Annotated in this window: 29 protein-coding genes; 10 read left to right on the forward strand and 19 right to left on the reverse strand. The window is 67.9% G+C overall.

Annotation, left to right across the window (positions count from 1 at the left end):
• Nucleotide 1: 1 nt before the first annotated feature.
• The gene (locus FXO18_RS01530) at nt 2-457 is read right to left on the reverse strand and encodes a hypothetical protein (RefSeq protein ID WP_149359305.1); all 456 of its coding nucleotides are present in this window, start codon (nt 455-457) and stop codon (nt 2-4) included.
• A 197-nt stretch (nt 458-654) separates the two neighbouring features.
• Between FXO18_RS01530 and FXO18_RS01535 the strand changes: the two genes are divergently transcribed.
• The 7 genes from FXO18_RS01535 (at nt 655) to thpD (ending at nt 6,227) form a co-directional block, all read left to right on the forward strand.
• On the forward strand, nt 655-957 hold the full coding sequence (locus tag FXO18_RS01535) for an urease subunit gamma (protein ID WP_149359306.1): 303 nt from the start codon (nt 655-657) through the stop codon (nt 955-957).
• A 10-nt stretch (nt 958-967) separates the two neighbouring features.
• A complete protein-coding gene (locus FXO18_RS01540) occupies nt 968-1,282 on the forward strand; it encodes an urease subunit beta (RefSeq protein WP_149359307.1) in 315 nt (104 codons plus the stop codon).
• A complete protein-coding gene (locus FXO18_RS01545; RefSeq protein ID WP_149359308.1) occupies nt 1,279-3,012 on the forward strand; it encodes an urease subunit alpha in 1,734 nt (577 codons plus the stop codon). The genes FXO18_RS01540 and FXO18_RS01545 overlap by 4 nt, the downstream gene beginning before the upstream one ends.
• Before the next feature lie 9 nt (nt 3,013-3,021).
• On the forward strand, nt 3,022-3,648 hold the full coding sequence (locus FXO18_RS01550; RefSeq protein ID WP_149359309.1) for an urease accessory protein UreF: 627 nt from the start codon (nt 3,022-3,024) through the stop codon (nt 3,646-3,648).
• Nucleotides 3,649-3,719: 71 nt separating this feature from the next.
• Nucleotides 3,720-4,412: an urease accessory protein UreG gene (gene ureG, locus FXO18_RS01555; protein ID WP_149359310.1), complete on the forward strand. Its 693-nt coding sequence runs from the start codon at nt 3,720-3,722 to the stop codon at nt 4,410-4,412.
• The gene (locus FXO18_RS01560) at nt 4,402-5,082 is read left to right on the forward strand and encodes an urease accessory protein UreD (protein WP_149359311.1); all 681 of its coding nucleotides are present in this window, start codon (nt 4,402-4,404) and stop codon (nt 5,080-5,082) included. The genes ureG and FXO18_RS01560 overlap by 11 nt, the downstream gene beginning before the upstream one ends.
• A gap of 221 nt (nt 5,083-5,303) precedes the next feature.
• On the forward strand, nt 5,304-6,227 hold the full coding sequence (thpD, locus tag FXO18_RS01565; RefSeq protein WP_149359312.1) for an ectoine hydroxylase: 924 nt from the start codon (nt 5,304-5,306) through the stop codon (nt 6,225-6,227).
• A gap of 116 nt (nt 6,228-6,343) precedes the next feature.
• On the opposite strand, the gene FXO18_RS01570 is transcribed toward thpD, so the two are convergent.
• The 5 genes from FXO18_RS01570 to FXO18_RS01590 all read right to left on the reverse strand — a co-directional run bounded on the left by FXO18_RS01570 (nt 6,344) and on the right by FXO18_RS01590 (nt 11,048).
• A complete protein-coding gene (locus tag FXO18_RS01570) occupies nt 6,344-7,006 on the reverse strand; it encodes an ABC transporter permease (RefSeq protein WP_149359313.1) in 663 nt (220 codons plus the stop codon).
• The gene (locus tag FXO18_RS01575; protein WP_149359314.1) at nt 7,003-7,713 is read right to left on the reverse strand and encodes an ABC transporter permease; all 711 of its coding nucleotides are present in this window, start codon (nt 7,711-7,713) and stop codon (nt 7,003-7,005) included. The genes FXO18_RS01570 and FXO18_RS01575 overlap by 4 nt, the downstream gene beginning before the upstream one ends.
• Nucleotides 7,710-8,780, reverse strand: a complete 1,071-nt coding sequence (locus tag FXO18_RS01580; RefSeq protein WP_149359315.1) for an ABC transporter ATP-binding protein — start codon at nt 8,778-8,780, stop codon at nt 7,710-7,712. Before FXO18_RS01580 ends, FXO18_RS01575 begins: the two co-directional genes overlap by 4 nt.
• Nucleotides 8,777-9,697, reverse strand: a complete 921-nt coding sequence (locus FXO18_RS01585; protein ID WP_235900381.1) for an ABC transporter substrate-binding protein — start codon at nt 9,695-9,697, stop codon at nt 8,777-8,779. The genes FXO18_RS01580 and FXO18_RS01585 overlap by 4 nt, the downstream gene beginning before the upstream one ends.
• Before the next feature lie 142 nt (nt 9,698-9,839).
• Nucleotides 9,840-11,048, reverse strand: a complete 1,209-nt coding sequence (locus FXO18_RS01590) for an alpha/beta hydrolase (protein WP_149359317.1) — start codon at nt 11,046-11,048, stop codon at nt 9,840-9,842.
• 202 nt (nt 11,049-11,250) lie between these two features.
• On the opposite strand from FXO18_RS01590, the gene FXO18_RS01595 reads away from it, so the two are divergent.
• On the forward strand, nt 11,251-11,856 hold the full coding sequence (locus FXO18_RS01595; RefSeq protein WP_149359318.1) for a hypothetical protein: 606 nt from the start codon (nt 11,251-11,253) through the stop codon (nt 11,854-11,856).
• A gap of 92 nt (nt 11,857-11,948) precedes the next feature.
• Here FXO18_RS01595 and FXO18_RS01600 read toward each other — a convergent pair whose 3' ends face one another.
• Entirely contained in the window at nt 11,949-12,203 is a 255-nt protein-coding gene (locus FXO18_RS01600; RefSeq protein WP_149359319.1) for a hypothetical protein, read from the reverse strand.
• 27 nt (nt 12,204-12,230) lie between these two features.
• Nucleotides 12,231-12,440 (reverse strand): hypothetical protein, encoded by a 210-nt coding sequence (locus tag FXO18_RS01605; RefSeq protein ID WP_149359320.1) that lies wholly within the window; start codon nt 12,438-12,440, stop codon nt 12,231-12,233.
• Between the two features lie 242 nt (nt 12,441-12,682).
• Here FXO18_RS01605 and FXO18_RS01610 point away from each other — a divergent pair, with 242 nt between their 5' ends.
• A complete protein-coding gene (locus tag FXO18_RS01610; protein ID WP_149359321.1) occupies nt 12,683-13,240 on the forward strand; it encodes a hypothetical protein in 558 nt (185 codons plus the stop codon).
• A gap of 124 nt (nt 13,241-13,364) precedes the next feature.
• On the opposite strand, the gene FXO18_RS01615 is transcribed toward FXO18_RS01610, so the two are convergent.
• From FXO18_RS01615 to FXO18_RS01655, 10 genes are all read right to left on the reverse strand, one after another.
• Nucleotides 13,365-14,717 (reverse strand): SMODS domain-containing nucleotidyltransferase, encoded by a 1,353-nt coding sequence (locus FXO18_RS01615; protein WP_149359322.1) that lies wholly within the window; start codon nt 14,715-14,717, stop codon nt 13,365-13,367.
• Nucleotides 14,717-15,865, reverse strand: coding sequence for an HNH endonuclease (locus tag FXO18_RS01620; RefSeq protein ID WP_187774129.1), 1,149 nt, complete (start codon nt 15,863-15,865; stop codon nt 14,717-14,719). The genes FXO18_RS01615 and FXO18_RS01620 overlap by 1 nt, the downstream gene beginning before the upstream one ends.
• 410 nt (nt 15,866-16,275) lie before the next feature.
• Nucleotides 16,276-16,425, reverse strand: a complete 150-nt coding sequence (locus FXO18_RS15815) for a hypothetical protein (protein ID WP_187774130.1) — start codon at nt 16,423-16,425, stop codon at nt 16,276-16,278.
• Nucleotides 16,426-16,540: 115 nt separating this feature from the next.
• Nucleotides 16,541-17,902, reverse strand: a complete 1,362-nt coding sequence (locus FXO18_RS01625) for a PIN domain-containing protein (protein ID WP_187774131.1) — start codon at nt 17,900-17,902, stop codon at nt 16,541-16,543.
• 793 nt (nt 17,903-18,695) lie between these two features.
• Nucleotides 18,696-19,685 (reverse strand): alpha/beta hydrolase, encoded by a 990-nt coding sequence (locus tag FXO18_RS01630; protein ID WP_149359325.1) that lies wholly within the window; start codon nt 19,683-19,685, stop codon nt 18,696-18,698.
• 160 nt (nt 19,686-19,845) lie between these two features.
• Complete coding sequence (gene ehuA, locus FXO18_RS01635; protein ID WP_149360042.1) at nt 19,846-20,607, reverse strand: ectoine/hydroxyectoine ABC transporter ATP-binding protein EhuA; 762 nt, start codon at nt 20,605-20,607, stop codon at nt 19,846-19,848.
• Nucleotides 20,608-20,683: 76 nt separating this feature from the next.
• Complete coding sequence (gene ehuD, locus FXO18_RS01640) at nt 20,684-21,331, reverse strand: ectoine/hydroxyectoine ABC transporter permease subunit EhuD (RefSeq protein WP_149359326.1); 648 nt, start codon at nt 21,329-21,331, stop codon at nt 20,684-20,686.
• Nucleotides 21,332-21,340: 9 nt separating this feature from the next.
• A complete protein-coding gene (ehuC, locus tag FXO18_RS01645) occupies nt 21,341-22,063 on the reverse strand; it encodes an ectoine/hydroxyectoine ABC transporter permease subunit EhuC (protein WP_149359327.1) in 723 nt (240 codons plus the stop codon).
• A gap of 6 nt (nt 22,064-22,069) precedes the next feature.
• A complete protein-coding gene (gene ehuB, locus FXO18_RS01650; RefSeq protein WP_149360043.1) occupies nt 22,070-22,906 on the reverse strand; it encodes an ectoine/hydroxyectoine ABC transporter substrate-binding protein EhuB in 837 nt (278 codons plus the stop codon).
• 272 nt (nt 22,907-23,178) lie between these two features.
• The gene (locus FXO18_RS01655) at nt 23,179-24,618 is read right to left on the reverse strand and encodes a DHA2 family efflux MFS transporter permease subunit (protein ID WP_149359328.1); all 1,440 of its coding nucleotides are present in this window, start codon (nt 24,616-24,618) and stop codon (nt 23,179-23,181) included.
• A 64-nt stretch (nt 24,619-24,682) separates the two neighbouring features.
• Between FXO18_RS01655 and FXO18_RS01660 the strand changes: the two genes are divergently transcribed.
• Entirely contained in the window at nt 24,683-25,465 is a 783-nt protein-coding gene (locus FXO18_RS01660; protein WP_149359329.1) for a hypothetical protein, read from the forward strand.
• On the opposite strand, the gene FXO18_RS01665 is transcribed toward FXO18_RS01660, so the two are convergent.
• Nucleotides 25,440-26,129 (reverse strand): class I SAM-dependent methyltransferase, encoded by a 690-nt coding sequence (locus tag FXO18_RS01665; protein ID WP_149359330.1) that lies wholly within the window; start codon nt 26,127-26,129, stop codon nt 25,440-25,442. The genes FXO18_RS01660 and FXO18_RS01665 overlap by 26 nt on opposite strands.
• Nucleotides 26,130-26,257: the final 128 nt, after the last annotated feature.

Consider the following 26,257-nt stretch of genomic DNA (forward strand, 5'->3'; position numbering starts at 1 on the left):
GTCATCCACGGCGCGACTCCATGACAGCGCCCACGATGCAGGCCAGTCCGACGGCGGTGGCGGCGGCCGCCCAGTAGGCCAGGTTTCCGGCGAACCAGAGGCTGCCGACGACCATTCCGATGATGTACGTCGTGGCCCAGGCAGTGATGTACAGGATCCAGCGCCGACCGAACCCGCGCCGCGCCCCGCGTGCCCGGCCCATGGCAAACGCCATCAGCACGCCGATCCACGCGAGCATGCCGAGCACCACTGCGGTATTTCCGGCCGTGGGCGCATCGGGGCGGGTGGTCGTGCCGAAGGCGAGGAAGGCCATGGAGGTGGTAGCACCGAGGCCGAGCAGGAAGGCTATCCAGGGCCAGGCGGCGTCGTGGCTCGAGCGGGCGAGGAGGCGAGCCTCGGCAAGGAGCTGGTCGGCCTCGGTCGGGGAAGGGGGCTCTTCGTGATCCGTGTTGCTCATGAATCGATTGTGGCAAGTACTTTCCAATATGGCAAGAGTGGGATCCGTGCCAATCCGGCGGCCCGGTGTTAACCCTGCGTAAAACCCTCCCTCGCAAGCCCATCACGCGCCCGGCTCGACCCCATTGGGCGTGCAGGGGGCTGCTAACGTCGTTGCTATCGCACAGCCTGGCCCTGGCCCGGCATCGAGGAGGATCCATGCGCCTGACGCCGCACGAGCAGGAACGGTTGATGATCAGCTACGCCGCGGAGGTCGCGCGCCGCCGGCAGCAGCGCGGGCTCGTGCTCAACTATCCCGAGGCGATCGCGATCATCACCGACCACGTGCTCGAGGGCGCCCGCGATGGCCGCACCGTCGCCGAGCTGATGGCATCGGGCCGCGAGGTCCTTTCCCGCGACGAGGTGATGGAGGGCGTGCCCGAGATGATCCACGACGTGCAGGTCGAGGCGACCTTCCCGGATGGCACCAAGCTCGTCACCGTCCACCACCCCATCTCCTGAGGAGCGCGCCATGATTCCCGGAGAGATCCGCACCGCGCCCGGCGAGATCGAGCTCAGCCCAGGCGCGCCCCGCATCACCCTCGAGGTGACCAACGACGGCGACCGCCCCATCCAGGTCGGCAGCCACTTCCACTTCCCACAGGCCAACGAGTCCCTGCGCTTCGATCGTGCCGCGGCCCACGGCTACCGCCTCGACATCCCTGCCGGCACGGCGGTGCGCTTCGAGCCCGGCCTCGCCCACGCCGTCTCCCTCGTCGCCATCGGAGGCGCCCGCGAGGTGCACGGGCTCAGCCTCACCCCACCCGGAAAGCTGGACCGCTCATGACGTCGATCAGCCGCGCCCGCTATGCCGAGCTCTTCGGCCCCACCACCGGCGACCAGGTGCGCCTCGCCGATACCAGCCTGTTCATCGAGATCACCGAGGACCGCAGCGGCGGGCCCGAGCGTGCCGGCAACGAAGCTGTGTTCGGTGGCGGCAAGGTCATCCGCGAATCCATGGGGCAGGGCCGCGTCACCCGCGTCGACGGCGCCCCCGACACCGTCATCACTGGCGCGATCGTCATCGACCACTGGGGCATCATCAAGGCCGACGTCGGCATCCGCGACGGGCGCATCAGCGGCATCGGCAAGGCCGGCAACCCCGACACCATGGACGGGGTCACGCCCTCCCTCGTCATCGGCCCGTCCACCGAGATCATCGCCGGGAACGGCAAGATCCTCACCGCCGGCGGCATCGACTGCCACGTCCACTTCATCTGCCCCCAGCTGCTCGAGGAAGGCATCGGCTCCGGGCTGACCACCATGATCGGCGGCGGCACCGGCCCCGCGGAGGGCTCCAAGGCCACCACCGTCACCCCCGGCGCCTGGCACCTCGCCCGTATGCTCGAGGCCCTCGATGCCTGGCCGATGAACATCGCCCTGCTCGGCCGGGGCAACACCGTCAGCGAGGACGCCATGTGGGAGCAGGTCCGCGCGGGCGCCTCCGGGCTGAAGCTCCACGAGGACTGGGGCTCCACGCCCGCCGCGATCGACGCCTGCCTGCGCGTCGCTGATGCCTCCGGCATCCAGGTGGCGCTGCACTCCGACACCCTCAACGAGGCCGGATACGTCGAGTCCACGCTCGGCGCCATCAAGGGCCGCAGCATCCACGCCTACCACACCGAGGGAGCGGGAGGCGGCCACGCGCCCGACATCATCACTGTCGCCGCGCACCCCAATGTGCTGCCGAGCTCCACCAACCCGACGCGGCCGTTCACCCGCAACACCGTCGACGAGCACCTCGACATGCTCATGGTGTGCCACCACCTCAGCCCGTCGATCCCCGAGGACCTCGCTTTCGCCGAGTCCCGCATCCGCCCGTCGACCATCGCTGCCGAGGACCTCCTCCACGACATCGGCGCGATCTCCATGATCGGCAGTGACTCGCAGGCCATGGGCCGGGTCGGGGAGGTCATCTCCCGCACCTGGCAATCCGCGCACATGATGAAGGTGCGCCGCGGACCGCTGCCCGGCGACGGGGGCGGGGACAACGCCGCGGACAACAACCGGGTGCGCCGCTACATCTCCAAGTACACGATCTGCCCGGCCATCGCCCACGGGCTCGACGGCGAGATCGGTTCCATCGAGCACGGCAAGCTCGCTGACCTCGTGCTGTGGGACCCGGCGTTCTTCGGCATCCGCCCCGATCTGGTCATCAAGGGCGGCGCCATCGCCTGGGCCGCGATGGGCGATGCGAACGCCTCCATCCCCACCCCGCAGCCGTATCTGCCCCGCCCCATGTTCGGTGCCTATCCCAAGGTGGCGGCAGGCACCTCGGTGCACTTCGTCGCGCCAGCCGCGCTCGACGCCCACCTGTCGAGCCGCATCGCCTGCGACCGCCGCCTCGTCCCCGTCAAGAGCGCCCGCCAGATCGGCAAGGAGCACATGCCGCACAACTCGGCGATGCCGCGCATCGAGGTCAACCCCGACACCTTCGAGGTGCGCATCGATGGCGAGGTGTGGGAGGCCGAGCCCGCCACCGAGCTGCCCCTCGCCCAGCGCTACAACCTGTTCTAGCGGCGCCGAATGCTCACCGACCTGCTCGCGCTCGCCGACGCGCGCCTGCCCATCGGCGGCCACGTCCACTCCGGCGGCATCGAGGAAGCCATCACCAGCGGCATCGTCCATGACCTGCCCACCGTGGAGGCATTCCTGGCCCGCCGCATCCGCACCACGGGCCTGACCACCGCGTCGATCACCGCTGCCGTCGCTGACGGCCTGGACCCCGGCCGTGCTGATGCCGAGACCGACGCCCGCACCCCGTCCGCCGCCGCCCGCGATGCCTCGCGCGCCCAGGGCCGCGGGTTCGCCCGCCTCGCCCGCCGCGCCTGGCCCGCCCACGACTGGACCAGCATCGGCCGCCGCCCGCACCTGCCGGTGATCACTGGAACCGTTGCTCGGTTGTGCCACCTCGATCCGCACCAGGCGGCGCTCGCGCTGATCTACACCACGATGACCAGCTCGGCCACCGCCGCGCAGCGGCTCCTCGCGCTCGACCCCGCCGACGTCACCATCATCACCTTCGGGCTGTCGGGGCTGTGCGACGAGACGGCCCGCCAGGCCACGACCGGGCTGCACGCCCTCTCCGACCCCCTGCTCGATGTGCTCGCCCAGCGGCACATCCAGCGCGAGATGCCCTTGTTCGTCTCCTAGCGCCCAGCTATCACCCCCCCAGCCCTATCCCCGCACGACCCAGCTAGCACCAACGACGAAGGAGCGACCCCATGCCCCCGCACCTGATGGGCGGAGAACCCCACAGCCACGCCCCCGAGCGCGCCCGCCGCGAGCGCACCCCCGGCGAGCCCGTCCGCATCGGCATCGGCGGCCCCGTTGGCTCCGGCAAGACCGCGCTCGTCGCGGCACTGTGCCGCGAGCTGCGCGATGAGCTATCGCTCGCCGTGCTCACCAACGACATCTACACCACCGAGGACGCGGACTTCCTGCGCCGCAACGCCGTCCTGCCCGACGAGCGCATCACCGCCGTCAAGACCGGAGGGTGCCCGCACACCGCCATCCGCGACGACATCACCGCCAACCTCGACGCCATCGACGACCTCATCGACGCCAACCCGCCGCTCGACCTGATCCTCGTCGAGTCCGGCGGCGACAACCTGACCGCCACCTTCTCCATGGGGCTGATCGACGTGCAGATCTTCGTCGTCGACGTCGCCGGGGGCGACAAGGTGCCCCGCAAGGGCGGCCCCGGCGTCACCTACTCGGACCTGCTCGTGATCAACAAGACCGACCTCGCCCCCATGGTCGGGGCCGATCTCGGCGTGATGGACCGCGACGCCAGCAAGGTCCGCGAGGGCAGGCCCACCGCGTTCACCTCGCTGACCGAGGACCCTGCCGCCACGCCCGTCCTCGAATGGGTGCGCGCCCAGATCAGCAGGCTCACCGAGGTCCATGCGCACTGAGCTGATCATCGAGGCCAGCGCGGGACGGGGCCCCCGGATGCACGCCACCGGGGGCCTCGCCGCCCGCCAGACCGGGCCCGCCACGGTGCACCTCATCGGCACCGCCATCACGCCGCTCGGCGGCGACCACATCGACATCACCCTGCGCCTCGGCCCCGGAGCCCGCCTGGCCATCCGCACCGTCGCCGCGACCGTGGCGCTGCCCGGCCGCACGACGAGCCGATCCACCTCGCGCTGGACCATCGACCTGAGCGAGGGCGCTCATCTCGACCTCCTGCCCGAGCCCACCATTGTGGCGAGCACCGCCGAGCACGAGACGACCACCGCCATCACGACCGCGCCGGGCGCCACCGCCCGCATCAGCGAGCGCATCCAGATCGGCCGCACCGGCGAGGACCGGCTAGGCAGCTGGCAGGGCACCACCACCGCCCACCTCGATGACGGCACGCCCCTGCTCGCCCACGCCCTGATGCTCGGCACCCGCGACGCGCTCGGACCGGCCACCGCGCTCGACTCCACCCTCGAGCTCGGGCAGCACGCCTGCGAGAAGGACGGCGACGCGAGGCTGCTCGACGGCGACCCCCGCGCAGCCCGCACCACGCTCGCCCTGCCCCGCGGCGGAACCCTCACCACCTGGATCGGCGAGCGGCTGCCCGCGCTGCCGGGCTGATCGACCGGCCAGTCGTTCCTGCATGGCCGGGACGATCCGCCCTTCCCGGAACCGCCACTGTTGCGTCGATCATGTTTAGACACGCATTCCTCGGGAAACGTCTCTCTTATCCAAGTGGCGCTTTGGCAGGAGGTATTAAATGCGATACCGTGTATCTTGTCAGGCTAGCCTTATCGGCCGAAGCACGTCTCGGCCCACCATTTATTGGGAGGAGATGACGCATGACAACCGCGCAGAATGCAGTAAAGGATTACTATCCCTCGCGCCTCGACGTCCCCACGGATCCCGTGAGGCGACCGCACCCCACCGTGTGGGGCACGCGCGCCTCCGGCCCCTTCGACGCGGACGCCCTCTCTGCCTATGAATCCAAGGGATTCCACATCGAAGAGGGGATGATCAACCCGGCGCAGGTGCAAAACTGCTGGTCCGAGGTTGAGCGCCTCGCTGCGGACCCTGAACTGGCCAAGAGCGAGCTGATCGTGCGCGAACGCGGTTCCGACCGGGTCCGGTCGATCTTCTCGGTCCACGAGGTCAGTCCGCTGATCGACCAGCTGATCCGCACCCCCCGCATCCTCGACCGGGCCCGACAGATTCTCGGCTCCGAGGTATACGTTCACCAGAGCCGAATCAATTGCATGCCAGGATTCGCAGGAACCGGATTCTACTGGCATTCTGATTTCGAGACCTGGCATGCCGAGGATGGAATGCCGACCCCGCGCGCGGTGAGCATGTCCATTGCGCTAACGGACAATTACCCCTTCAATGGGGGGCTCATGCTGATGCCCGGTGCTCACCGCACCTATGTGCCGTGCGTGGGAGAGACCCCCGAGAACAACTACAAGTCGTCCCTCCAGGCGCAGCGCATCGGCGTTCCGAGCGAGGACGCGGTCACCAAGCTCGCCTACGAGTTTGGCATCGAGCAGTTCACCGGGCCCGCCGGCAGCGCCCTGTTCTTCGACTCGAACTCGATGCACGGATCGGCCAACAACATCACGCCGTACCCGCGCGCGAACATCTTCATCGTGTTCAACAGTGTCGAGAACACCCTCGTCGAGCCCTACGCGGGAACACGACCGCGGCCCAACCACCTCGGCAGCCGTGATTTCACCCCGCTCACCCCGAAGAGCGGCACCCCGTTCGCGTAAGCGGACGGGCCAAGCAGCCGGAGCGCGCGGCACCACGTGCGCCGATACGAAGGGGCCGGGGATCCTGAGCATCCCCGGCCCCGGCCCGTGCGCGTACCCGCGCCCCGGTGGCCGGGTCAGCGCAGCCCCGGGGAGACGAGCACGCGCCGCGCCACCGCGAAGACCGCGAGCACGAGGATCGACGCCGCCATCGCCAGCACGGCCCCACCCACCACCAGGGTGTAGTCGCGGCGCGCGAGCCCATCGATGATGTAGCGCCCGATACCGCCGAAGCTGACCGCGGCAGCGATCGTCGCGGTCGCCACGACCTGCACGGCCGCGGTGCGCAGGCCCACCAGCATCAGCGGCAGCGCCATCGGCAGCTCGACCTGCCACAGCACCTCCCGGCCCCGCATGCCCACCCCGCGGGCGGCATCGGTGATCGCCGGAGGCACCGCGCGAACCCCCTCGTAGGTATTGAGCAGGACGGGCGGTATCGCCAGCGCCACCAGCGGGATCAGCACCGGGCCGAGCCCGATGCCCAGCAGCACCACGAGCAGCACCAGCACGCCATAGGTCGGCAGCGCCCGCGCCGCGTTCGCGGTAGCACCCACAAGGAGCCCGCCCCGGCCGCTGTGGCCCGTCCACAAGCCGATCGGCACCGCGATACCGGCGGCGAGGAGCCACGCTAGAAGGGTGTACACCGCATGCTCGCCCACCCGCGCCGGGATCCCTGACGAACCGGACCAATTGCTGCTCGTCGTGAAGAATTCCTGCAACGAGAACCAGAGCGACGTCATGCGCCGCCCCCTCTCGTGCTCGAGCCCTGCCTGATCGTGGCGAGCGCCCTGCCCGGGCCCCACCGCACGGCCGGGCTGGTACCGGCACGCGTCCACGGAGTCAGCGATCGCTGCGCCAGCACCAGGATCACATCGATCACCAGGGCCATGCCGATGGTGGCGATGATCCCGATCACCGCGAGCTCCACCCGATCAAGCTGCGCGGAGGCGGTGAACAACGAGCCGAACGCGCCCATCCCGATCAGCGCGCCCACGCTGACCATGCTGATGTTGGCCACCGTCGCCACGCGCAGGCCCGCCATCACCGCGGGCAGCGCGATCGGCAGGTCCACCGCGAGCAGCCGACGCCCCGGACCCATGCCCATCGCGGTGGCGGATTGCCGCACCACCTCCGGCACCGACCGCAGCCCATCGACGACATTGGGCACCAGCCCGGACAGCGTGTAGAGGGCGAGCGGAATGATCACCGTGAGCGGGGCGATGCCCGTGAATGCGATGAGCAGCACGAAGAACGCCAGCGAGGGCACCGCGTACAAGGCGCTCGCTCCTGCGAGCACCGGGCCGTACAGCACCGGCCAGCGGATGCACGCCAGGCCCAGCGGCAGCGACAGCACCAGCCCGAGAAACGATGCCGACAGCGCCATCAGCAGATGATCGCCCAGCAGGCCCGTGAATGTCCCCAAGTAGGACGGGATCTGCCAGCTCACCGCGCCGCCACCTGCCCCGCGGCATGGACCGCCCGCACATGCTCCGCGATCGCTTCCGCGCTCGCGGTCCCGAGCACACGGCCGTCGCCGTCCAGCCCGACAGCGTGCCCGGCGGGGGAGAGCATCGCGGAGTCCAGGGCCGCCCGCAGCGTATCGGTGGCCGGGTCGAAGCCGTGCCCGATCGGCAGCAGCGAGTCCGCGCCGCCACGGCGCCATCCCAGGGGCCGGTCGTCCGCGTCCACGACCAAGCACCATGGTGCTGTCGCGGCGTCCTGCTCGCCGATCACGGTGTCGCGGCGCAGCGGCAAGCTCGCGCCCGGATGGAAGGAGAGCAGCCGCACGCCGCGATCGACACCGAGGAACTGCTCGACGAACCGATCGGCGGGGCGGGCAAGCAGCTCGGCGGGCGCGGCGTACTGGGCCAGCACGCCCCCGGGGCGCAGCACCGCCACCCGATCCCCGAGCGTGATGGCCTCATCGATGTCGTGAGTGACCAGCACGATGGTCTTGCGCAGCTCGCCCTGCAAGCGCAGCAGCTCGCGCTGCAGGTCCGCGCGCACCACCGGATCCACCGCCGAGAACGGCTCATCCATCAGCAGGATCGGCGGATCGGCCGCGAGCGCGCGCGCCACCCCCACCCGCTGCTGCTGCCCGCCGGAGAGCTGCGCCGGGTAGCGATCGCCCTGGCCAGCGGTAAGCCCCACGAGCTCGAGCAGCTCCCGGGCACGCGTGCGCGCCACCGAGCGCCGGGCCCCGAGCAGGCGCGGCACCGTGGCGACATTGTCGAGCACCGTGCGGTGCGGGAACAGCCCGGCGTTCTGGATGACGTAGCCGATGCCCCGGCGCAGGTCATGCGCGCGCCGCGTGGCCACATCGACGCCGTCGACGAGAACCCGGCCGCCGGAGGGCTCGACCATTCGGTTGATCATCCGCAGCGACGTCGTCTTGCCGCAGCCCGAGGGCCCCACCAGCACCGTCAACGTGCCCGCGGGCACCTCGAGGTCAAGGCTCTCCACCGCGGTCGTGCCGTCGGGATACCGCTTGCCGACCCTCTCGAAGCGGATCACGCGAGCCCTTGCTCCGCGAGCCACTCGGCGGCCACCTCGTTCACGTCCCGCCGCTCGGTGATCACCGACGCGAGCAGCCCGGCGAGGGTATCGGTGGTCAACCGGGCCGACACCTCGTTCGCGCGGGCAACCGCCTCGTCGCCGAGCACCCCGCTCGACACCAGCGGCGTGATGTTCTGCGCCCCGAACACCGACTCGGTGTCCTCGAGCACCACGAACGGACGGGACGACAGGGCCGGATCAGTGGAGTAGATGTTGGCGACATCGATGTCCCCGCGAGCGAGCGCGGAGATCGTCAATGGCCCGGAGTTGTCGGTGGCGACGAACTCCTCGAACACCACGCCGTAGGTCTCCTCGAGGCCCACCAGTCCCTGCTCGCGCGTCTGGAACTCCGGTGCCGCGCCCACGCGCATGTCCCCGGCCACCGGCGCGAGATCAGCGATGGTGGCCAGGTCGAAACGCTGCGCGGTGTCCTCGGTGACCACCAGCGCATCGGTGTTCTGCGCGGGAGCGGAATCGAGGATCTCCAGCCCGTCGGAGAGCGCCTCGGCGAGAGCTGCGTTGATGTCCTCGGTGGTGCGCGCCGTCGCGCCCGTCCCGAGGTAGGCGAGCAGCGCGCCGTTGTACTCGGGCATCAGGGTGATCGCGCCACGCTCGACCTGGCCGAAGTAGATCTCGCGGCTACCGATGTTGTAGGTGCGTTCCACATCGGCGCCCGTCGCCTCGAGCGCCTGGGCGTATATCTCGGCAAGGAGAACGCTCTCGGGGAAGTTCGCGGACCCCACCACGATCCCGTCGCCGCCCCCGCCCTCGGTCAACGGATTGCCGCCCTCCCCGCCGCAGGCGCCCAGCGTCGCGCTGATCGCGAGGGCCGCCGCCCCCGCGAGCGATCGGGTGAGGAAACTGCGTCGGGCCACGTGCATGGGCTTGCCTCCTAGCCTGTGGCGGGCCGGATGCCCGCTACCGTAACCGTTACCGGCCAGCTCGCCCGAGGTGGCCGCAATCGCCGAAATCGTTACGGTCCAGTGCGTCTAGGCGGGCGCGCCCAGCCAGGCGCGTCTAGCCGCCGAGGCCACTGCCCCGCAGCGCCTGCTCCGGGGCAGGACCGAGAACAGCGTCGACGAATGCCCGGGCATCACGGCTGGACGCCTCGAGCACACCACCGTGATCGACGCCCGGATACGTGCGCAGCGTGACCGGGCCCCCGCTGGAATGGATCTGGTCGGCCAGGCCGATCGGTCCGCTCGGCGGCAGCGAGTCATCGAGTCCCTGCGCCACGAGGAGGCGAGTGATATAGCCCGTGCTCGGCAGACCGAGGTACTCGGTCGCGGCATCGGCAAGGCCCGGTACCTCCCGCAGGGGCCGGGCAAGGATCTCCTCGAGCCGTACGCCATCGAGCGTGCCGGCGAGCTCGTCGCTGCACGTTCGCTCGGCGCTCGCGAGCAGTCGCTGGCCCTTCCCGGTCAGCGCATCGGCGATGGGAAGCCCTGGATGCACGTCGGCGAGCCCCGCGAGGACATAGAGCAGGTAGGCGGTCTCGTAGCCGGGCAGCGAGCGCGTCTCCGGCCTGGCGTCGAGCACCAGCGGCAGCGGGACCGCCGGGGCGAGCGCTACCACTCCGCGCAGGCCATCGGTGCTCGCATCCGGCTGCCGCGCGAGCTCGATCACTGCGTGGCCACCCTGCGAGTGCCCGATCGCCACCCAATCGCCCGACAATCGCAGGTTCAGCGCCCGCGCTGCGCGCACGGAGTCCGCGACGCTGCTGGCCGCGGAGCCCGCATGGAGGTACGGGTGGACGCCCGGTGTTCCGAGCCCGGCGTAGTCGGTGGCCACGATCGCGAAGCCCTGCCGCAGCCAGTACGCCGGGTAGTCGCGGTCCGCGCCCGGATCGGCGGACGGGGCGCAGTCGTCCCCGATCCCGGTGGTGCCATGCGCCCAAGCCATGACCGGCCAGCCTCCCGGCGGCGGGGTGCCCTCGGGAACCTGCACGGTGGCGGTGGACAGCACGGCCTCGCCGCGCGCGCCCGTCGTGGCATAGGTCATGCGGTACGCGTGGCCCGCGCCGGGCAGCCGGATGGCGGGGTCGAGGGCGGAGGATTCCACGATGCCGCCCGGGGCAGGCATTGCCTCTGCCGGGCCGCTCGCATCGATCCCTGGCAGGGGAGCGGCGGTCGCGGCGGGCGCGGCCAGCATGGCGGGCGCGCACGCCGCTAGGACAGCGACGAGGGCAAGACCCGGCATGCGGCGGGCGCGGAGGCTGATGGGCATGGCGACCACGCTAGGGGAGGACAGCGGGGCCGCCCACCGCCACGACGCGGCTTGATCGACCTGTTGCACGAAAGATGAATGGGTGCAAGCATTTTCACTCTCAGCGTGTGGGCGCGATCACAGCGGGACGATCCTGTCGCCCCATGCGGCTACCATCACCGCGCCACGACACCCGCGGCCGCCAGATGCAAGGAGCCACACCATGACCGCAACCATCGCCGCCCACGACACCGTGCGCGCCCGCTACGTGCTCGGCAGCATCGTCGTCGCGTTCCTGCTCGCCATCGCGGGCCTGCTGCTGAACTGGCTCATCGCGCCCGATGAGGACTTCGTCTTCGTCGAGGGGGTATCGGCGCTCGCCGTGCTGTATGTGATCGCCCAGGGCGTCGAGCGCATCAACGAGATGCTGGTCACCGTCCTGGACTTCGTGTTCGGTCGCCTCGGCGCGACGTTCCCGGAATCCCGCAAGATCGCCGCGGAACGCGCGCTGCGGGAGCAACGGGCAGCGGCCCGGGCGGGCAACGCCGGCGCGGGCGCCGATCCGGGCGCGGTCATGGCCGCGGAGTCCGCGGTGCGGGCGGCACGACGCGAGCTACGCATCCTCACTGCCGTGGTGGGCTTCGGGCTGAGCTTCCTCTTCCTCGCCGCGCTCGATACCGGCCTGTTCGAGGTGACCATCCGGTCGCCGCACGTGCCCATCGGGATCGACTGGGTGCTCTCCGCGGCAGTGCTCGTCGGTGGCGCCACGGCGCTGCATGACTTCATCAGCACGCTGCGTGGCTCGAAGGAGCGCGCCGATACGCTGTAGCGCCGGAGGGGCGCGGGCAGCGCTGGGCCGGGCAGTTGTGGTGAGACAGGCCTGACGGTGGGTTGAATCGCTTGATCTGCTCCGTTCGCGTCTTAATCTCTCGTGTCACAGACGAACGAACGGCACTGCGAGACGAGATCCTGCTCAACGGTGAAGGCCCGGTTCGTGACACGCAGGTTGTTCGAACGCCCGCGACCGAGGCCCGGCTGGGTTTTGAGGATGTCCTTGGCGACGGGAAGCGCGAGCGTGACATCGGTCCAATCCAGGTTCTGCGGATCCCGCACCTGCCGGGTGAAGGTCTTCACGGTGTTGCCCGCTGATCGGAACTGCGGGAATTGCTCGACCATCGCGGCAGCGAACTCCGCGAGCCGACCTTAGAAGAGGCGCGCGATGATGTCGGAGGTCAGATTCCGGCCGATCCCGCTCGATGCCGCCGACGAACAGCGGGAGGTCTTCGATGTGCCGCAGGATCGATCCCGACCTGGACCGCCACCGCCAAATCGGTGTTCAGCGTTCAGCGCTATCCCGATCCATTCGCCGACATCGTCGGCGCCGCCGTGACCGCTGAAGCTGTTGGTGGCCAACCCTAACCGCGTCTCCTCCCATGTGCTGGATATTTTGAGGCCGCGAGTTCGGAAAGGGTGATTGCATGCTGCATAATCCGCAATTGCCTGAGATCGAGCATGAATCTATGGCCACGTGATGACGCGGGGATCCTACCTGGGAACCCATCTGCCTTCGGTGCTGCGCGCAGTCGTCGCGGTGAAGGCAACGCTCCGAACCTCGTATCGCATGGCGCCGACAGCAACTGAATACGGAGCCGGGCATGGATCCAACCGCGGTGACGGTCTCAATGACGGAGCCTCAGCATCTGCGAGAACTGTTGGCTTGCGCGGTGCGCGAAACCTATGACGAGGATCGGCACCTCATCGAAGCGGACATTCGTGAGGAAGCGGTGGTGTTCCGGATCGCGCACCGATTGGCGGACTGGATTGAACGGCCCGGCAGCCTGCGGCATGTCGACGTCGAATACGACCGTCGCTACCTCGATGGGCAACAACGTCCGAAGTACGAAGTCACGGGTGATTCCCATGTGACCCCGGACCTCATCGTCCACACTCGCGGTGTCGACACGCAGAATCTGCTGGTGGTCGAAGCGAAGAAGGTTCAGCCCATCGGCGATCGCCTGACCGAATCCGTGGAGGAGCTTCAGGACTTCCGATCAGAGTTGAATTACGCGTCGGCCGTACTGTTGGTTCTGGCGCCACAACCGGTGTGGCGGTGGATCGGAGAGAGCGAGACGTTCACCGACATCCCGATCACCGCCGACGCGACGAAGGCTGACCAGCGCGAGCCGGATGGGCAAAGCAGTACGCTGCAGTGACGAGCTGGAATCAAGTGTCTATTTGCGATGCGGATCGTCGAGCCTTCTTGTGTTCGATGAGGGTGAGGTGCGGCCGGTACCCCATGTGAATGGGGAGATCAGGTCGGCGATGTCGAGCACTCCATCACTGGATGATGACTTCGTGGTGGTCGCTGGCGACCACGACTTCTTCTCGCACGATGTAGACCTCGATGTAATGGCGCCCACGGTATTTCGTGCTCTCGAACCGAGCATCTCCTGCTTGGTTGGGAGCAATGAGCGCCCCGCGAAGATCGGCCGCAGCAGTTGCTGGATCCCCACGATTTCGCACTTTCCAGATCACCCGGTAGGGGTGTGGAGCATCCGTTTTGACTGTGAACCTCAGGCGCAGGCCGCGACGTACGGGCTTGCGATCCCGGAGGGTCCGAGCACGTCCGCCGTTGAGTTCCATAACCCTGCCGTCGATGGTGGCGGTGTATCTCGGTTGAAATCGGTAGCCTTGCTCTTCGATGAACTCCTCGCCGGGTGCACGGACATCCAGGGCGGGGCGGCACGATCGTGCAGTGGCCACGATCGCTGCTTTGGCTTCCGTGACTTCAGGTGTGACGAACTCTGGCCCGAACAGCTTCTGCCAGGCTGCGACCGCGCCTGCTTCGGTCGTCGCGTCACGGGCTTCGCAGGCCCAGCGGGCGTACTTCTTGATCATGGTCTTGAAGGTGGAGTATTTCTCCTCGCCCCAGCGGTGATTGAACGACGTTCCAGGGCAGCTCGGGTCATCGAGGAGCGGCATCATCTCGTGGAGATCGAGGTAGCTATCGAGGTCTTCGAGCAACGTAACCAACGTCGTCGGGATGTCAGCATAGCGGTCGGCGACGTCGAAGGGCTGCACCCGGCCACCGACCAATGTAGTCAGGATCACGGACTTGCAGTCGAAGGTGTTCTTGTAGTCCCGCAGGTACTTCAGCAGACGGATGACCCGACGAAGGTTTCCGCCGGCGAGCTCGTCGCGTTCGTGCATCCACTGGGTGAACCCATCGGGATTGGTGTCTTCGAAACAGTTGTCGCGGTAGTTGACGATGACCTGCCTACCGTCGGCGAGTGTTAGGTTCGGGACGACATCGACGTGGCTTTCGTTGGCGTATCCGATGCGGATGCATCGGTTCTTCTTGCGGACCTTGTCCTTGTAGGTCGCTGTCCGTTTGAAGGCCGCACGTACCTCGCGCAGATACTGGCCGGGATCATCGGACCAATCCAGGTTCTCCTCGACGTGTAGCAGGAAGTCGGCGTCGAACTCGTCGAACTCGCCCACCGGGTTGATGATCGTGTGGTGTGCCCACGAACCCTGCGGGAGGTGCTCCTTGTACATCGGGCCGATCGTCGGATCCCGCTGCAGTGCGTTGACGATCGCGTTGACGCGGTCATCGAGTTGGGTGAGCTTCCACGGCTTGAGGTTCACCGTCTTGTCGAGGAAGGCCTCGAAATGCGCGTTGGTGTCCATCAAATCTCCAGTGCGTGCTGATAGCCGGTGGGGGTCAGGTCGTAGAGCACAACTTTCGGCCGCAGATCGCGGGCCTTGAGAGTCTGTCCAAGGCTCACGGCCGCCGAGACCGGAAGTGCTCCGAATACGTGCAGCGTCGCCACACTGGGCCGACTGGCTTCGAGCTCGGAGAAGAATCGGCGCACAGCGGTTCTGAACTCCACTACCGAGGCAGGGTGGGCGATCACGTCTTCGTGGGACTGCTGGCCGGTCGGTGTCACGGTGAATGCGGGCAGCCCGAGGAAAGCTTCGGGCAGTTGTGGTGGCGTCGTAGTACCGGACAGGTTGGTGATCAATACCGCCTCGGCGGCGTCGGCTGCTCCGGCGACAGTGGCCTCGACGGTGAAGGTGGTGATATCTTCGGCGGTTGGCCACTGCCATTTTCCGGTCGATCGGTGGCGCTGGTAGACGTCGGTATCGATGCCGTCATCGAGCGACCAACCCAGATAGACCAGCAGCGGCAATCGAGCGATAGCAAACACACTCAAATGGGTGAGATGGCCCTGCTCGACACCGTCAGCGACCCGACCACCGACGAAAGTGTCGATTATTCGCGCTGCGGACGCGTAGTACCCGTTGGTCGGTGATTCCTCACCAGGTATTCGGCACAGGTCGAGTTCGAGGCCCTGTTGGTCATAGCTGGCAGGGAAGAGGGGAAATCGATCGCTGGACTGGAGAACAGCGGTCGCGGCGTCGGTCGCGTCAACTCGCATCATTGCACCCCGGATGGCGCCGAACATCCGCAGCACGGTCGTTCGCCGGTCTGCGGTCAAGCCGGTTTGATGCCGGATCTCGGCTTCGTGAGCTGCTTTGCGTTCTTGCAACATCTGGGCAGTGACAACTTCGGCGACCTTCGCCTTGTCGATCTCGTTATGGCAGTTCGCACATGCCAGAAGAACGTTCTCCGGCGTGTCGCGTCGATCGAGGGGCAGCTCACTCATTCCGCGTGGGGAGCGCTCGGCTTGTGCCTGGCCGACGATATGAGCTCCTTCACCGACAGGTACCTCGAAGCCGGTCAACTCCCCGTGCAGCAGATAGGATTTGCACAACGTACAGCGGCCGCCAGCGCGCACCCACAAGATCCGGCGGTTGTCGCTCGACATCGCCATCAAATAGCCCCATCTCATTGATGCTGTGTATCAGCCGACTGGATCACGACGAAGATACAGGAGAGCACCGACAAGTTCGCGACCCACAACCGGGGGATTGCTCAGGAGGTCTTCGGCGGCCGCGGGGGTTTTCTTCTCGCGGCGGAATGTCGTTGTCGGTGAGATACAGCGTGCTGGCGCGAACGCACCCTCAACGCCGAGTTGGTCTCGTCGCTCCGTGCTGCGGTCAGAGACCGAGACCCGCGCATCAGAGACCTCATCGGCCAGCTCTACGACCCCGAGGCCAATCACGTCGCCGAGGAAAACGCGAAGCTCCGCAGCAGTCTCACCACGCTAAGTGGACCCTCGCCGAGGCGAATCAGGAGAACCGCGCGCTCTGCGGCGCTCCCTCTACGGCGCCCGCGCCAACGTCAAACGCGAGCAGGCGTCTGGATGGCGAACTGCCGGGCCTGGGCGAGGCAGAGGTCAGCGCTGCCCCAAGGATCGTCGGAACGGTGAAGCAGAACCTCACGGTCCTCGAGGCATCCCTCGACCTGGCAGGTGAATCCCTCCAACGCCATGACTCAATTGCTCTCAGCTTCACGATCAGCCCGCGGTCAGGTCCACCACGACAGCGAGCCTCGATTCAACGTCAAGCGCCAACGGGAACACCGATCCCCTGAACAAGTCTGCCGGTCAGCGAAACTCGGGGGGCAGCAACTTCCGAATATTTTCGGCTATGCGTTGCAAGTCCTTGGGAGGCAGTGCCTTCTGCGCCTGCTCGGCCATGCGTTGCAAGGACTCCGGGGGCATCATCTCCTGCGCCCGCTCGGCCATCTGCAGCAAACTCTCGGGCGGCAATGACCTGCTCATCTCTTCAGCAAACCTGCGATTCTGCGCACTTGCATACCCCGCGCTCACGGTCTGGAATGGCAGATCCCGAAACGGGTCCGAAAACTTGGCATTCGACGCACGCCGGTTAGACCGCTCGACCCATTTCGCACGCCGGGGATCATCAGGCAGCGCCTCGGCCGACGTCACAACAACGTCCAAGACTTCGTTCTTCGATGACACCGTGATGTCGCCGAACATCCGGAGCTTCTTGGTGATGTCACTGTCGCTAAGGTCATGCCGGACGAACCTGACATCGACTTCTGTGTCGACCGCGAATCGCGCAGTCCATCCGGCCTCCCCGCGGAGAGCGCCTTCGCTGAACTCCCATCCGTCATGCTGTTCTCGAGTCCCGATGATCACACCCGCAACGGCAGCGAGAGGCAGTGCTGTTTGCTCTGGATCAACTTCCAACCCGAAAGCAGATGACATCAACCGTTCCGCGAGCGGGTTCCTGTCGATCTGATCGGCGAGGGCCTCGAGGTCCGGTTCCGGGATCGGCGCGAACCGGGCGGCTATGTGTTGTTCCAGCCGCTTCACGCTGACCACATAGTTCACTCGGCTCGACAAGCCCCGCTCGTCGAGGTCCTCACGTAGATCCTGGTGGAACAGAATGGGGCAATCATCACGCTCGCCGGTGTTGTCCCCAGTCCAACTGCCGGGCTTCGGCCCGAAGTCGTCGTGGTTGTCGCTGACGAACCACACCTCGGCATCAGGACGGTCCTGCGCGATGGCCAGAACCGTGAGCCAGATCAGGGTGTCGCGAAAGCCATCCTTGTCCTTGGCGTATGGAGCGCGCAGAGCGGAAGCGCGGCGGGCGAGGTCCATCAGATCGGTCGGCGGCGGCGCCACGATGGACGCACCGATCTCACCGAGACGGTCACGAAGCCACTGCTCATATCCCTCGGAGCACTTGTCGATCTCGGCGAGCATCGAGTCCATCGCGTTACCCAAGCCGAACTCGCCAACCTTGACCCTGGCTAGTGCGCTGCGTTGCTTGTCCCACTCGCGCCGAACGACATTCACTGACTCCATGACCACGATCTCAGGGACTGCGAGTTCCACACCCCAAGCGGTCTTGTTCTCGATAAGAGACAGCCACTCCTCACGCCGGAGCCTCGGAGAAACCCTGATCATGTTGGTGTCGACCACGACGACGATTGCCATAGCAGCCATTGTTGCTCACGAGCCGGCATAGACCCACCTCGACGGGGCCGAAGTCCGACGTCGCGAACGTGTCCGCGACGGCATGACCAGCCTCAACATGATCTCAGTCCCGGCGAAGGCGCAATAATACCGGGGACTGTGCGCGCGTTCTCGGAGCGTGCCTCGTGCACGATGGTGCGGGTGTTCCTGCCGTGCTGAATTCGCGCGCGCAACCGCAGGATGACACCGCTCAGGTCACCGTTCCGGGGAGCAGCACGCGCCGACGGTACCCGCTACCCAGCCAAGGGCTGCGCGTCGGGCGGCCAAACCTGGACCAGTACGTCGTTGTGACGTCAGTATTCGAACACGACGAGCGCGTCGTCGAAGGCATCTCGGGTCAGCGTGCTCGCTTGTGGCGCTGACATTTCGATGACAGGCCTCATTGACCGTAGGTCACCTTCTGCTACCGACCCTCAGTCGCAGTTCGAATGAGACATCGGACCAGCCGTAACGCTGTCGGCTCAAAGAGAGCAGACGGGGTGAGACGGGTTGCGTGGACGGAGCGGTTCACACGGGAAATCTCCACGAATCGGTGCACCTCGCATGCGATTGGATCAACTCTGCTGCGATAGGACAACCGACATCCTCGCGCCGTAGTGGCGCGGGCGGCTCTGGACGAGGCCGCCGGTGCGCAGGTCCCCGCGCATTCAGAAGCACCGGAAACCGCTCTAGATCCGGGGGATCTTCTATCGCGATTAGCGGTTTCCGGTGCTTTTGCGGCTAAACGGCCTAGCCCAAGCGAGCGCCCCTGCCTCTACGCGCCGATGGCGGGACCGAGCACGCGCCAGGAGTCGCGCATCTGGTGCTCGAACAGCCCCCAGGTGTGCGCGCCGGTGTCCTGGCGAGCGTAGGTATGCGGGATGCCCATCTGGTTGAGCTGGTTGGCGAACGCCGCGGTGCAGGCGCTGGTCGCGCCCTCGATGACACCCGCGCCGAGGGCCTGCAGGCCGGGGTTCAGGCCGGTGGAGAAGTCACGATCGCCGGGCAGGCCCGATGCGGCGGCCAGGTAGATCGCTTTGCCGCGCAGGCGGTCGGCATTGAGCGACGGGTCATGCTCGTACCAGCCGGGCGCGGTGGGCGGGCCGAAGGCGTTGAACACGTTGCCGCCGCCGAACGCGACGACCGCGGCGTAGGTGGCGACCGATTCGGGGGAGCTCACGCGCGGGCAGCCGCTGTAGGAGGCGACGGCCTGGAAGCGGCCGGGTGCCTGGATGCCGAGGTCGAGGGCGGCGGCGCCGCTGAGGGACAGGCCTCCGACAGCGTTGCGGCCGGTGGAGGGGAACGTCGCGTCGATGACGGACGGCAGCTCCTGGCTGAGGTAGGTGATCCACTTGTTGCGGCCAAGGATCGGATCGTCGGTGTTCCAGTCGGTGTAGAGGCTGTACCGGCCACCGATGGGGCTGACGACCTTGACGTGCTTGTTGGCGAAGAAGTCCTCGAGGTTCGTGGAGCGGAACCAGCTGTTGGACTCCTGCCCGCCGTCGACGCCGGGGAGCAGGTATACCGAGGGGCTCGCCGCGCCGCGGTTGGCCGGCAGGAACACCTCGTTAGCGATCACTGTGTTCATCGAGGGTGAATAGACATGCACGATCGCGAAGCGGTCGGTGATCCAGTCGATCCGGTCGAGGCGCGGCGCGGCCGAGGCGGGGGCAGCACCCAGCAGCGGCGCGATCAGGGCAAGCAGCGCGATGACGATCCCGCCGATGGTCCGTCGCGATCGTTGGTGGTGTGTCGCTACCCGCATCCCTGGCCTCCAGATGTGATCCATGCCGCATTCACCGCAGCGTTATGGCGTGCATCAACTATAGAGGCAGGGCTCCGCCGGTGTGGCGCGGGCGCAGCAATTCGATCTTGCCGTCCTAGTGGCTGGCGTCCTAGCGGCTCAAGTCCCAGTGGCTCAAGTCTTAGTGGCTGACGACCGCCTTGAGGAAGGAGCGGGTGCGCTCGTGGGCCGGATCGGTGAAGATCTGCTCGGGCGGGCCATCCTCGAGGACGCGGCCCTTGTCGAACATCATCACCCGATCGGAGACGTCGCGGGCGAATTGCATCTCGTGGGTGACGATCAGCATGGTGATGTCCGTGCTGTTGGCGATGTCGCGCAGCACGTTGAGCACGCCCACCACGAGCTCGGGGTCGAGCGCGGAGGTCACCTCGTCGAGCAGCAGGATCTCCGGGTCCATGGCGAGCGCGCGGGCGATGGCGACGCGCTGCTGCTGCCCGCCAGAGAGCTGCGTGGGGTGCGCGTTCTCCTTGTCGGCGAGACCGACGAGATCGAGCAGCTCGCGTGCCCGCTCGCGCGCGGTCGCCTTGTCGCGCCCGAGCACATGCACGGGCGCCTCGGTGAGGTTCTCCATCACCGTCATGTTGGGGAACAGGTTGAAGTGCTGGAACACCATGCCGATGCGGCGGCGGGCGGTGCGCAGGTACTTCTCGCTGGCGGGCACGAGCTTGCCGCGGCGCTGCTCGTGGGAGAACGGCTGCCCGCCGACCCAGATCACGCCGTCGTTGATGGTCTCGAGGGTCATCAGCAACCGCAGGATGGTGGTCTTGCCGGAGCCGGACGGGCCGATGAGGGTGACCCGCTCGCCGCGGTCGATGGCGAAGTCGAGATTGTCGAGCACGACGTTGTCGCCGAAGCGCTTGAGCACGTTGTCGAACCGGATCATCGGTTCCGCGTCGGTGCTGCTCGATCCTGGGCTGCTTGATCCTGGGCTGCTCGATGCGTCCTCGCTCGCGGCGGGGTCAGCCGGGTTGCTGGGCATAGCGATCCTCCAGTTTGCGGATGAAATAGGCGGTGACGAGGCTCGCGACGAGGAAGATCACCCCGGCGAGAGTGATGGCCTCGACATAGCGGAACGTCTGCGCCCCGTATTGCTGCGCGCGGGTCACCATCTCGGCGACGAAGATGACGAACAGGAACGGGGTGTCCTTGAACATCGAGACGGCGTAGTTGCCCAGCGACGGGATGATCCGCCGGATCGCCTGCGGCAGGATCACCGCCCTCCAGGTCCGCGCAGGAGGCAGCGACAGCGCGCGGGCGGCCTCCCACTGGCCCTTGGGCACGTCCTCGATGCCTGCCCGGTACACCTCCGCCATGTAGGCCGAGTAGTGCACGCCGAGCACGATGATGCCGACCTGCAGGCCCGAGACGCTCGCGGGCACCGCGTAGAAGACGAACAACAGCTGTACCACCAGCGGCGTCAGGCGGATGAACTGCATGATCGCGGCGAGCGGGAAGCTAACCCATCCCGGCAGCGTGATCCGCAAGACCGCCACCACCAGGCCCAGCACCGCGGCGATGCCGAAGCCGAGCACGGTGGCGAGCAGGGTGATGCGGAAGCCCTCGAGCAGCACGGGCAGCGCGTCCCAGGCAGTGTTCCAGTTCCACATGGCTCCTCCTCACCGTGCCTTCGCGGGGGTGACGGTATCGGGGTCGAGCCGGAAGATCTCGCGCATCGAGGGGCCGCGGCCGAGCTTGTGCTTGGCGCGCGCCTCGACGAGATGCACTCCGAAAGTGAGCAGCAGCGCGATGATGAAGTACACGATCAGGGCGAACCCGAACGCGAAGAACGTATCTCCGGTGGTCTCGCGCAGCCGGTCCACCTGGAAGGTCAGGTCCTGCAACGTGATGGTGGTGACCACGGCCGTTCCCTTGAGCAGGTGGATGAGAAGGTTGCCGAGCGCCGGGATCATCAGCACCCAGGCCTGGGGGAAGATGACGCGGCGCATGCGCTGCACGGGGCTGAAGCCCATCGCGACGCACGCCTCCCACTGCACGCGCGGCACCGCGTTGATCGATCCGCGCACCACCTCGGCGCCGTACGCGCCATAGTTGAGGCCGAGCGCGAGGATGCCGACGACGATCGGCTCGAGGCGCACCCCGAAGGCGGGCAGCACGAAGAACAGCCAGAACAGCTGCACGAGCAGCGACGTGCCGCGGAACACCTCGATGATCGACCGGGCCGACCACCGCACGGGCCACTGGCGGGCCCGCGCGGCGAGGCCGAGCACGATCGCCACGAGCAGCGCGAGCGCCGCCCCGCCCAGCGTCAACTGCACCGTGACCACGATGCCGTCGAGGATGCGGGGGAAGGCGTCGCGCAGCGCGTCGAAGTTGCTCATCGCGTGCTACTCGTCATCGACCGGGACGCCCTCGCACAGGGCCTCGGTGGTCAGGTCCGGCGGCGGAAGCTCGTTGATGCTGAACCCGAACGGCTCCATCAGCTCGAGCCAGCGCTGCTCATCGGCCTTGATCGCGGCGAGCTCCTCGTTGTAGGCGTCGCGCAGCTCCTCGTCATCCTGGCGGAACACGGTGCCGCCCGCGCCGATCTGGGGCACGCCGTCGATGACCGCGACGAACGATTCGGTGACCTCGACGGGAGCGTCGGGGCGCCCATTGGCCATGTGGTTGAGCGAGACGCCGGTCAGGGCGAACGCGTCGACGCGCCCGTTGATCACCGCGTCCATGCCATCGATGGGATCGCCCACCGGGGTGACGTCGATGCCGAGGGTGTTGGCGTAGTCGACCTCGATGGCACCGGTCAGCGCCGCGATGCTCGCCCCGGCATCGGCGAGGGACTGCATGTCCGACAGGTTCATCGGGTTGCCCTCGGGCACCATCAGGGCGGTGGTGTACATGATCTCGGGCTCGCTGAACAGGGCTTGCTCGCAGCGGTCGGGCAGGATCGACATGCCCGCGCTCACCGCGTCGAACCGTCCGGCGTTCAATCCCGGGATGAGCGAGCCGAACTCGGTCTGCACGCCCTCGACCTGATCGATGCCGAGCTCACCGAAGATCTCCCGGTGCAGGGCGACCGTGCCGCCTGTGAGCTCGCCGCCCTCCTCATAGCTGTAGGGGGCCTCGCCGGCGAAGCCGACGGTGATCCCGCCTTGCTCGCGGAGGTCATCGACGGTCAGGGAGTCGCTCGCGCAGCCCGCGACGAGCAGGGCGAGGGCGGCGGGCATGGCGATCGCTGCGGAGCGGCGGGCCTTCCCACGGCGGGAGGATCGAGCGGGAAGCGAAGTCGGTGCGGCCACGGTGTGGGCTCCTTACTGGTTCGGTTGCTGGCACGTGTGCCGGTCTCTCCAGGAGCTCGCGGCAGCCTGCTGGCTGCCGCGCCAAGGAGGTTCCTCGCGCCGACCCTGCCACGGCGGGCCGATCGCTGCAGGGCCCTGCGCCCCGCCCCTACCAAGCGTGACTGTTTCGTAACACCTCGCTGGTACGCGGTAACCGGGAGTTACTGCCCCGCCACCCGATCGTGACCGGGGCGCAGGAACATCGCTGCGACCGCGCCCCCGGCGACCGCGATCGCGGGAAGCAGCAAGGATTGCCCCATCGCCATGCTGAACGCCGCCGGATCACCTGCCGTGGCGAGCGACCCCAGCCGGGCCTCCATGAGCGCGGCGATCCCGGCGGACCCGAGCACCGCACCGGTCTGTCGCGTGGTGTTGTAGACGCCCGCGCCCGCCCCGGCCACCTCCGCGGCCAGACCACGCGTGGCGGTCGTCGACAGCGGCGACCAGATACCGGCGTTGGCCAGGCCGATCAGCGAGAGCGGCACCAGCATCAGCCCGAGCGTGGCATCGATAGCCATGAGCCATCCCAGCGCGGCGGTGGCCCCGGCGAGAAGCAGCATGCTCGGCACGGCCACCAGCCGGGCATCGATGCGATCAATGACGCGCCCCACGACGGGGGCGAGGATCCCGGACAGCACGGCCACCGGCACGATGAGCAGCGAGGCGCGCATCGCATCGAGCCCGCGGCCATCCTGCAGGTACACCATCAGCGGCAGGAACATGCTGGTCATCGCCAGGCCCATCGTGGAGATCGCGATCGCGGCGAGAGTGAAATTGCGCTGGGCGAACAGCGAGAGCGGCATCAGCGCGCCGCGGCCGCCGAGCCGGTGCTGGCGGATGACGAACACCGCGAGCAGCACCACGCCGACCGCGAGCATCCCCGGAATGGTGACCAGGCCGGTGATCCGTCCCCAGCCGTAGCGCTGCCCCTCCTGGATCGCGAACACCACGAGGAACATCGCTGCGGCCGAGAGCACGACGCTCGGAACATCGAGAGCGCGGGCAGTGCGCGGCAGGTCCGGCACCAGCCGCCAGGCCAGGACCAGCGCCAGCATGCCCAGCGGCACGTTGACGAAGAAGATCCATTCCCAGCCGAGCGTTCCAACGAGCAGGCCTCCGAGCAGTGGCCCGGCCAGCGTCGCCGCGCCCGCGACAGCACCCCACATCCCGAGCGCGGCACCACGCCGCTGGGCGGGGAACAGGCGCGTGATGATCGCCATCGTCTGCGGGTTCATCAGCGACGCGCCGAGCCCCTGCACGACACGTGCCGCGATGAGCAACCCGATGGTGCCCGCGAGCCCGCACGCCAGCGAGGACAGCGTGAACACCACCAGCCCGGCCATGTACACCCGCTTCGGCCCGAGGCTGTCACCGAGGCGGCCGGTGATGAGCAGCGGGACGGCGAACGCGAGGAGGTAGGCGCTCGAGGCCCACACGGTGGTGGCGATGTCGGTGCCCAGGCTCGCCATGATCGATGGCACCGCGACAGCGACGATCGTGGAGTCCACCAGGATCATGAAAAAGCCCAGGCACAGGGCCCACAGCGCGGCCCAGGACCCCGGCGGGGGAGTTCCGGGCCTGCTAGGCGCTGCTGCGTGCATGGTTCCATCGTGCCGGTGCGCGGCGCCGCTCGCGCGCGGGGCCCCGCGAGTAGGATCGACAAGCATGATGCTCCGTCGTGCCGCGCTGCCCGTGCTCCTGCCCGCAAGCCTGATGCTGCTCGTGGCTTGCACCGACGATCCGGCAGACCCAGGGGCCCCAGCGCCCACGACGACCAGCGCTTCGGCGGAACCGGCAACCACAACGGCAGCGCCCACGACGACCACGTCCGGCGAGCCGGGGACCACTTCGACCGGCCTGCCGGGGGAGCCCGCCATGTTCGGGCCCGCGAGCGGTGATGAGCTCGCGGTGATCGGCGTGGCCCACGACGAGACGACCGCGGTGCGCGCCGTGCCGGGCGAGGACGGCAGCACCGTCACCGCTCTCGCACCGGACGCGATGGGGCTTCTCGCCACCGGCGAGGCCCGCTCGCTCGACGACGGCACGACCTGGTTCGAGGTCGATGCCCCCGGCGGCACGGGCTGGATCTCCGCCCGCGATGTCGCCTACCTCGGCGTCACCGACGACACCACGGCCGCTGTGATCGGCCGCATCGGACGTGTCTCGGGCAGCTCGGTCACCGAGGTCGGCGAGGCGGTGGCCGATGATCTTGCCTCCGACGAGCCGCCGAGCCGCATCGTTCAGTCTGGTCCGGCGACGTCCGGCGACCTGCATGAGGTGCAGCTCGATGTGATCGGGCTCGGCGACGACTCGGTCCTCGGCTATCGCATCCGCGTTTTCGGCATGGACGACGAGGGCCCGGACGCCTCCGGAGAGGTGGTGCTGCGCACCGTCGAGCAGACCACGATCTGCGCTCGCGGCGTCACGTCCGATGGGCTGTGCGTGTAGCCGTCCGGCGGCGGATCGCGCGGACCACGACGTCATCGAGCGTGACCGTCCCGCCACCGTGCCCAGCGACGGTGCGTTGCAGTTCCTCGGCGGTCGCGACCTCCCACGTCGCTAGGTCGAGGCGCGCGGTGATGTCGGCCGCGGTGATCGACGCCGCAGCGGGCGGGCCATCATCATCGTGCCCGTGATCGTGGTGCCCAGGCGCGTGGTGCCCGTGCCCGACGATCAGCAGGGTGCCGCCCGGGGCGACCCAGGAGGAGATCCGGTCATAGAACTCCAGCTGCGGCATCGCGGGGTGCGCGTAGTGGGTGGTGACGAGGTCGTACGCGGTGGGCGGCTCCCAGGCAGATAGGTCAGCCGTGACCCACTCCACCCGGTCGGGCGAGCCCATCGCAGCGGCACGTCGCGCCGCGCGGGAGAGCGCTCCGGCCGCGATGTCCACGCCGGTCACTTGCCAGCCGCGCGCCGCGAGCCATAGCGCCTCGGCTCCCGCGCCGCAGCCAGCGTCGAGGGCCATGCCGGGCTCGAGATCGTCGATCTCCCGCACGAGGTGCGGGTTGGGCGGGCTCGGAGGAATGGCGGCGCCTGCTCCCTCTCGGGCGCCCTGCCAGTGCTGGTCCCAGTAGTCCTTGTCGAAAGCGTGCCCATCGCTTGAATCCCGCATGCCCTGATGGTGCGGCCCAGGGGCGACGGGAGCAACGAAACTTGCCAGCCCAGCAATCACGTGGCCGTTCCCGGCACATCGCGGCGGCCCCGATCGTGAAGATCGGGCCACGCACGGGGTGGCAGGAT

It is taken from the genome of Lolliginicoccus suaedae (genome assembly GCF_008312885.1).
Taxonomy (GTDB): Bacteria; Actinomycetota; Actinomycetes; order Mycobacteriales; family Mycobacteriaceae; genus Lolliginicoccus; species Lolliginicoccus suaedae.

What these genes read in the sequence shown, in the direction of transcription:
- thpD (WP_149359312.1), top strand. Translation starts at nt 5,304, where the DNA reads ATGACAACCGCGCAGAATGCAGTAAAGGATTACTATCCCTCGCGCCTC.
- FXO18_RS01560 (WP_149359311.1), top strand. Translation starts at nt 4,402, where the DNA reads ATGCGCACTGAGCTGATCATCGAGGCCAGCGCGGGACGGGGCCCCCGG.
- FXO18_RS01615 (WP_149359322.1), bottom strand. Translation starts at nt 14,717, where the DNA reads ATGGACACCAACGCGCATTTCGAGGCCTTCCTCGACAAGACGGTGAAC.
- FXO18_RS01655 (WP_149359328.1), bottom strand. Translation starts at nt 24,618, where the DNA reads ATGCACGCAGCAGCGCCTAGCAGGCCCGGAACTCCCCCGCCGGGGTCC.
- FXO18_RS01630 (WP_149359325.1), bottom strand. Translation starts at nt 19,685, where the DNA reads ATGCGGGTAGCGACACACCACCAACGATCGCGACGGACCATCGGCGGG.
- FXO18_RS01570 (WP_149359313.1), bottom strand. Translation starts at nt 7,006, where the DNA reads ATGACGTCGCTCTGGTTCTCGTTGCAGGAATTCTTCACGACGAGCAGC.
- FXO18_RS01535 (WP_149359306.1), top strand. Translation starts at nt 655, where the DNA reads ATGCGCCTGACGCCGCACGAGCAGGAACGGTTGATGATCAGCTACGCC.
- FXO18_RS01545 (WP_149359308.1), top strand. Translation starts at nt 1,279, where the DNA reads ATGACGTCGATCAGCCGCGCCCGCTATGCCGAGCTCTTCGGCCCCACC.
- ehuD (WP_149359326.1), bottom strand. Translation starts at nt 21,331, where the DNA reads ATGTGGAACTGGAACACTGCCTGGGACGCGCTGCCCGTGCTGCTCGAG.
- FXO18_RS01660 (WP_149359329.1), top strand. Translation starts at nt 24,683, where the DNA reads ATGATGCTCCGTCGTGCCGCGCTGCCCGTGCTCCTGCCCGCAAGCCTG.
- ehuC (WP_149359327.1), bottom strand. Translation starts at nt 22,063, where the DNA reads ATGAGCAACTTCGACGCGCTGCGCGACGCCTTCCCCCGCATCCTCGAC.
- ehuB (WP_149360043.1), bottom strand. Translation starts at nt 22,906, where the DNA reads ATGCCCGCCGCCCTCGCCCTGCTCGTCGCGGGCTGCGCGAGCGACTCC.
- FXO18_RS01620 (WP_187774129.1), bottom strand. Translation starts at nt 15,865, where the DNA reads ATGGCGATGTCGAGCGACAACCGCCGGATCTTGTGGGTGCGCGCTGGC.
- FXO18_RS01595 (WP_149359318.1), top strand. Translation starts at nt 11,251, where the DNA reads ATGACCGCAACCATCGCCGCCCACGACACCGTGCGCGCCCGCTACGTG.
- FXO18_RS01625 (WP_187774131.1), bottom strand. Translation starts at nt 17,902, where the DNA reads ATGGCAATCGTCGTCGTGGTCGACACCAACATGATCAGGGTTTCTCCG.
- ehuA (WP_149360042.1), bottom strand. Translation starts at nt 20,607, where the DNA reads ATGATCCGGTTCGACAACGTGCTCAAGCGCTTCGGCGACAACGTCGTG.
- ureG (WP_149359310.1), top strand. Translation starts at nt 3,720, where the DNA reads ATGCCCCCGCACCTGATGGGCGGAGAACCCCACAGCCACGCCCCCGAG.
- FXO18_RS01540 (WP_149359307.1), top strand. Translation starts at nt 968, where the DNA reads ATGATTCCCGGAGAGATCCGCACCGCGCCCGGCGAGATCGAGCTCAGC.
- FXO18_RS01590 (WP_149359317.1), bottom strand. Translation starts at nt 11,048, where the DNA reads ATGCCCATCAGCCTCCGCGCCCGCCGCATGCCGGGTCTTGCCCTCGTC.
- FXO18_RS01610 (WP_149359321.1), top strand. Translation starts at nt 12,683, where the DNA reads ATGGATCCAACCGCGGTGACGGTCTCAATGACGGAGCCTCAGCATCTG.
- FXO18_RS01550 (WP_149359309.1), top strand. Translation starts at nt 3,022, where the DNA reads ATGCTCACCGACCTGCTCGCGCTCGCCGACGCGCGCCTGCCCATCGGC.
- FXO18_RS01530 (WP_149359305.1), bottom strand. Translation starts at nt 457, where the DNA reads ATGAGCAACACGGATCACGAAGAGCCCCCTTCCCCGACCGAGGCCGAC.
- FXO18_RS01600 (WP_149359319.1), bottom strand. Translation starts at nt 12,203, where the DNA reads ATGGTCGAGCAATTCCCGCAGTTCCGATCAGCGGGCAACACCGTGAAG.
- FXO18_RS01665 (WP_149359330.1), bottom strand. Translation starts at nt 26,129, where the DNA reads ATGCGGGATTCAAGCGATGGGCACGCTTTCGACAAGGACTACTGGGAC.
- FXO18_RS15815 (WP_187774130.1), bottom strand. Translation starts at nt 16,425, where the DNA reads ATGGCGTTGGAGGGATTCACCTGCCAGGTCGAGGGATGCCTCGAGGAC.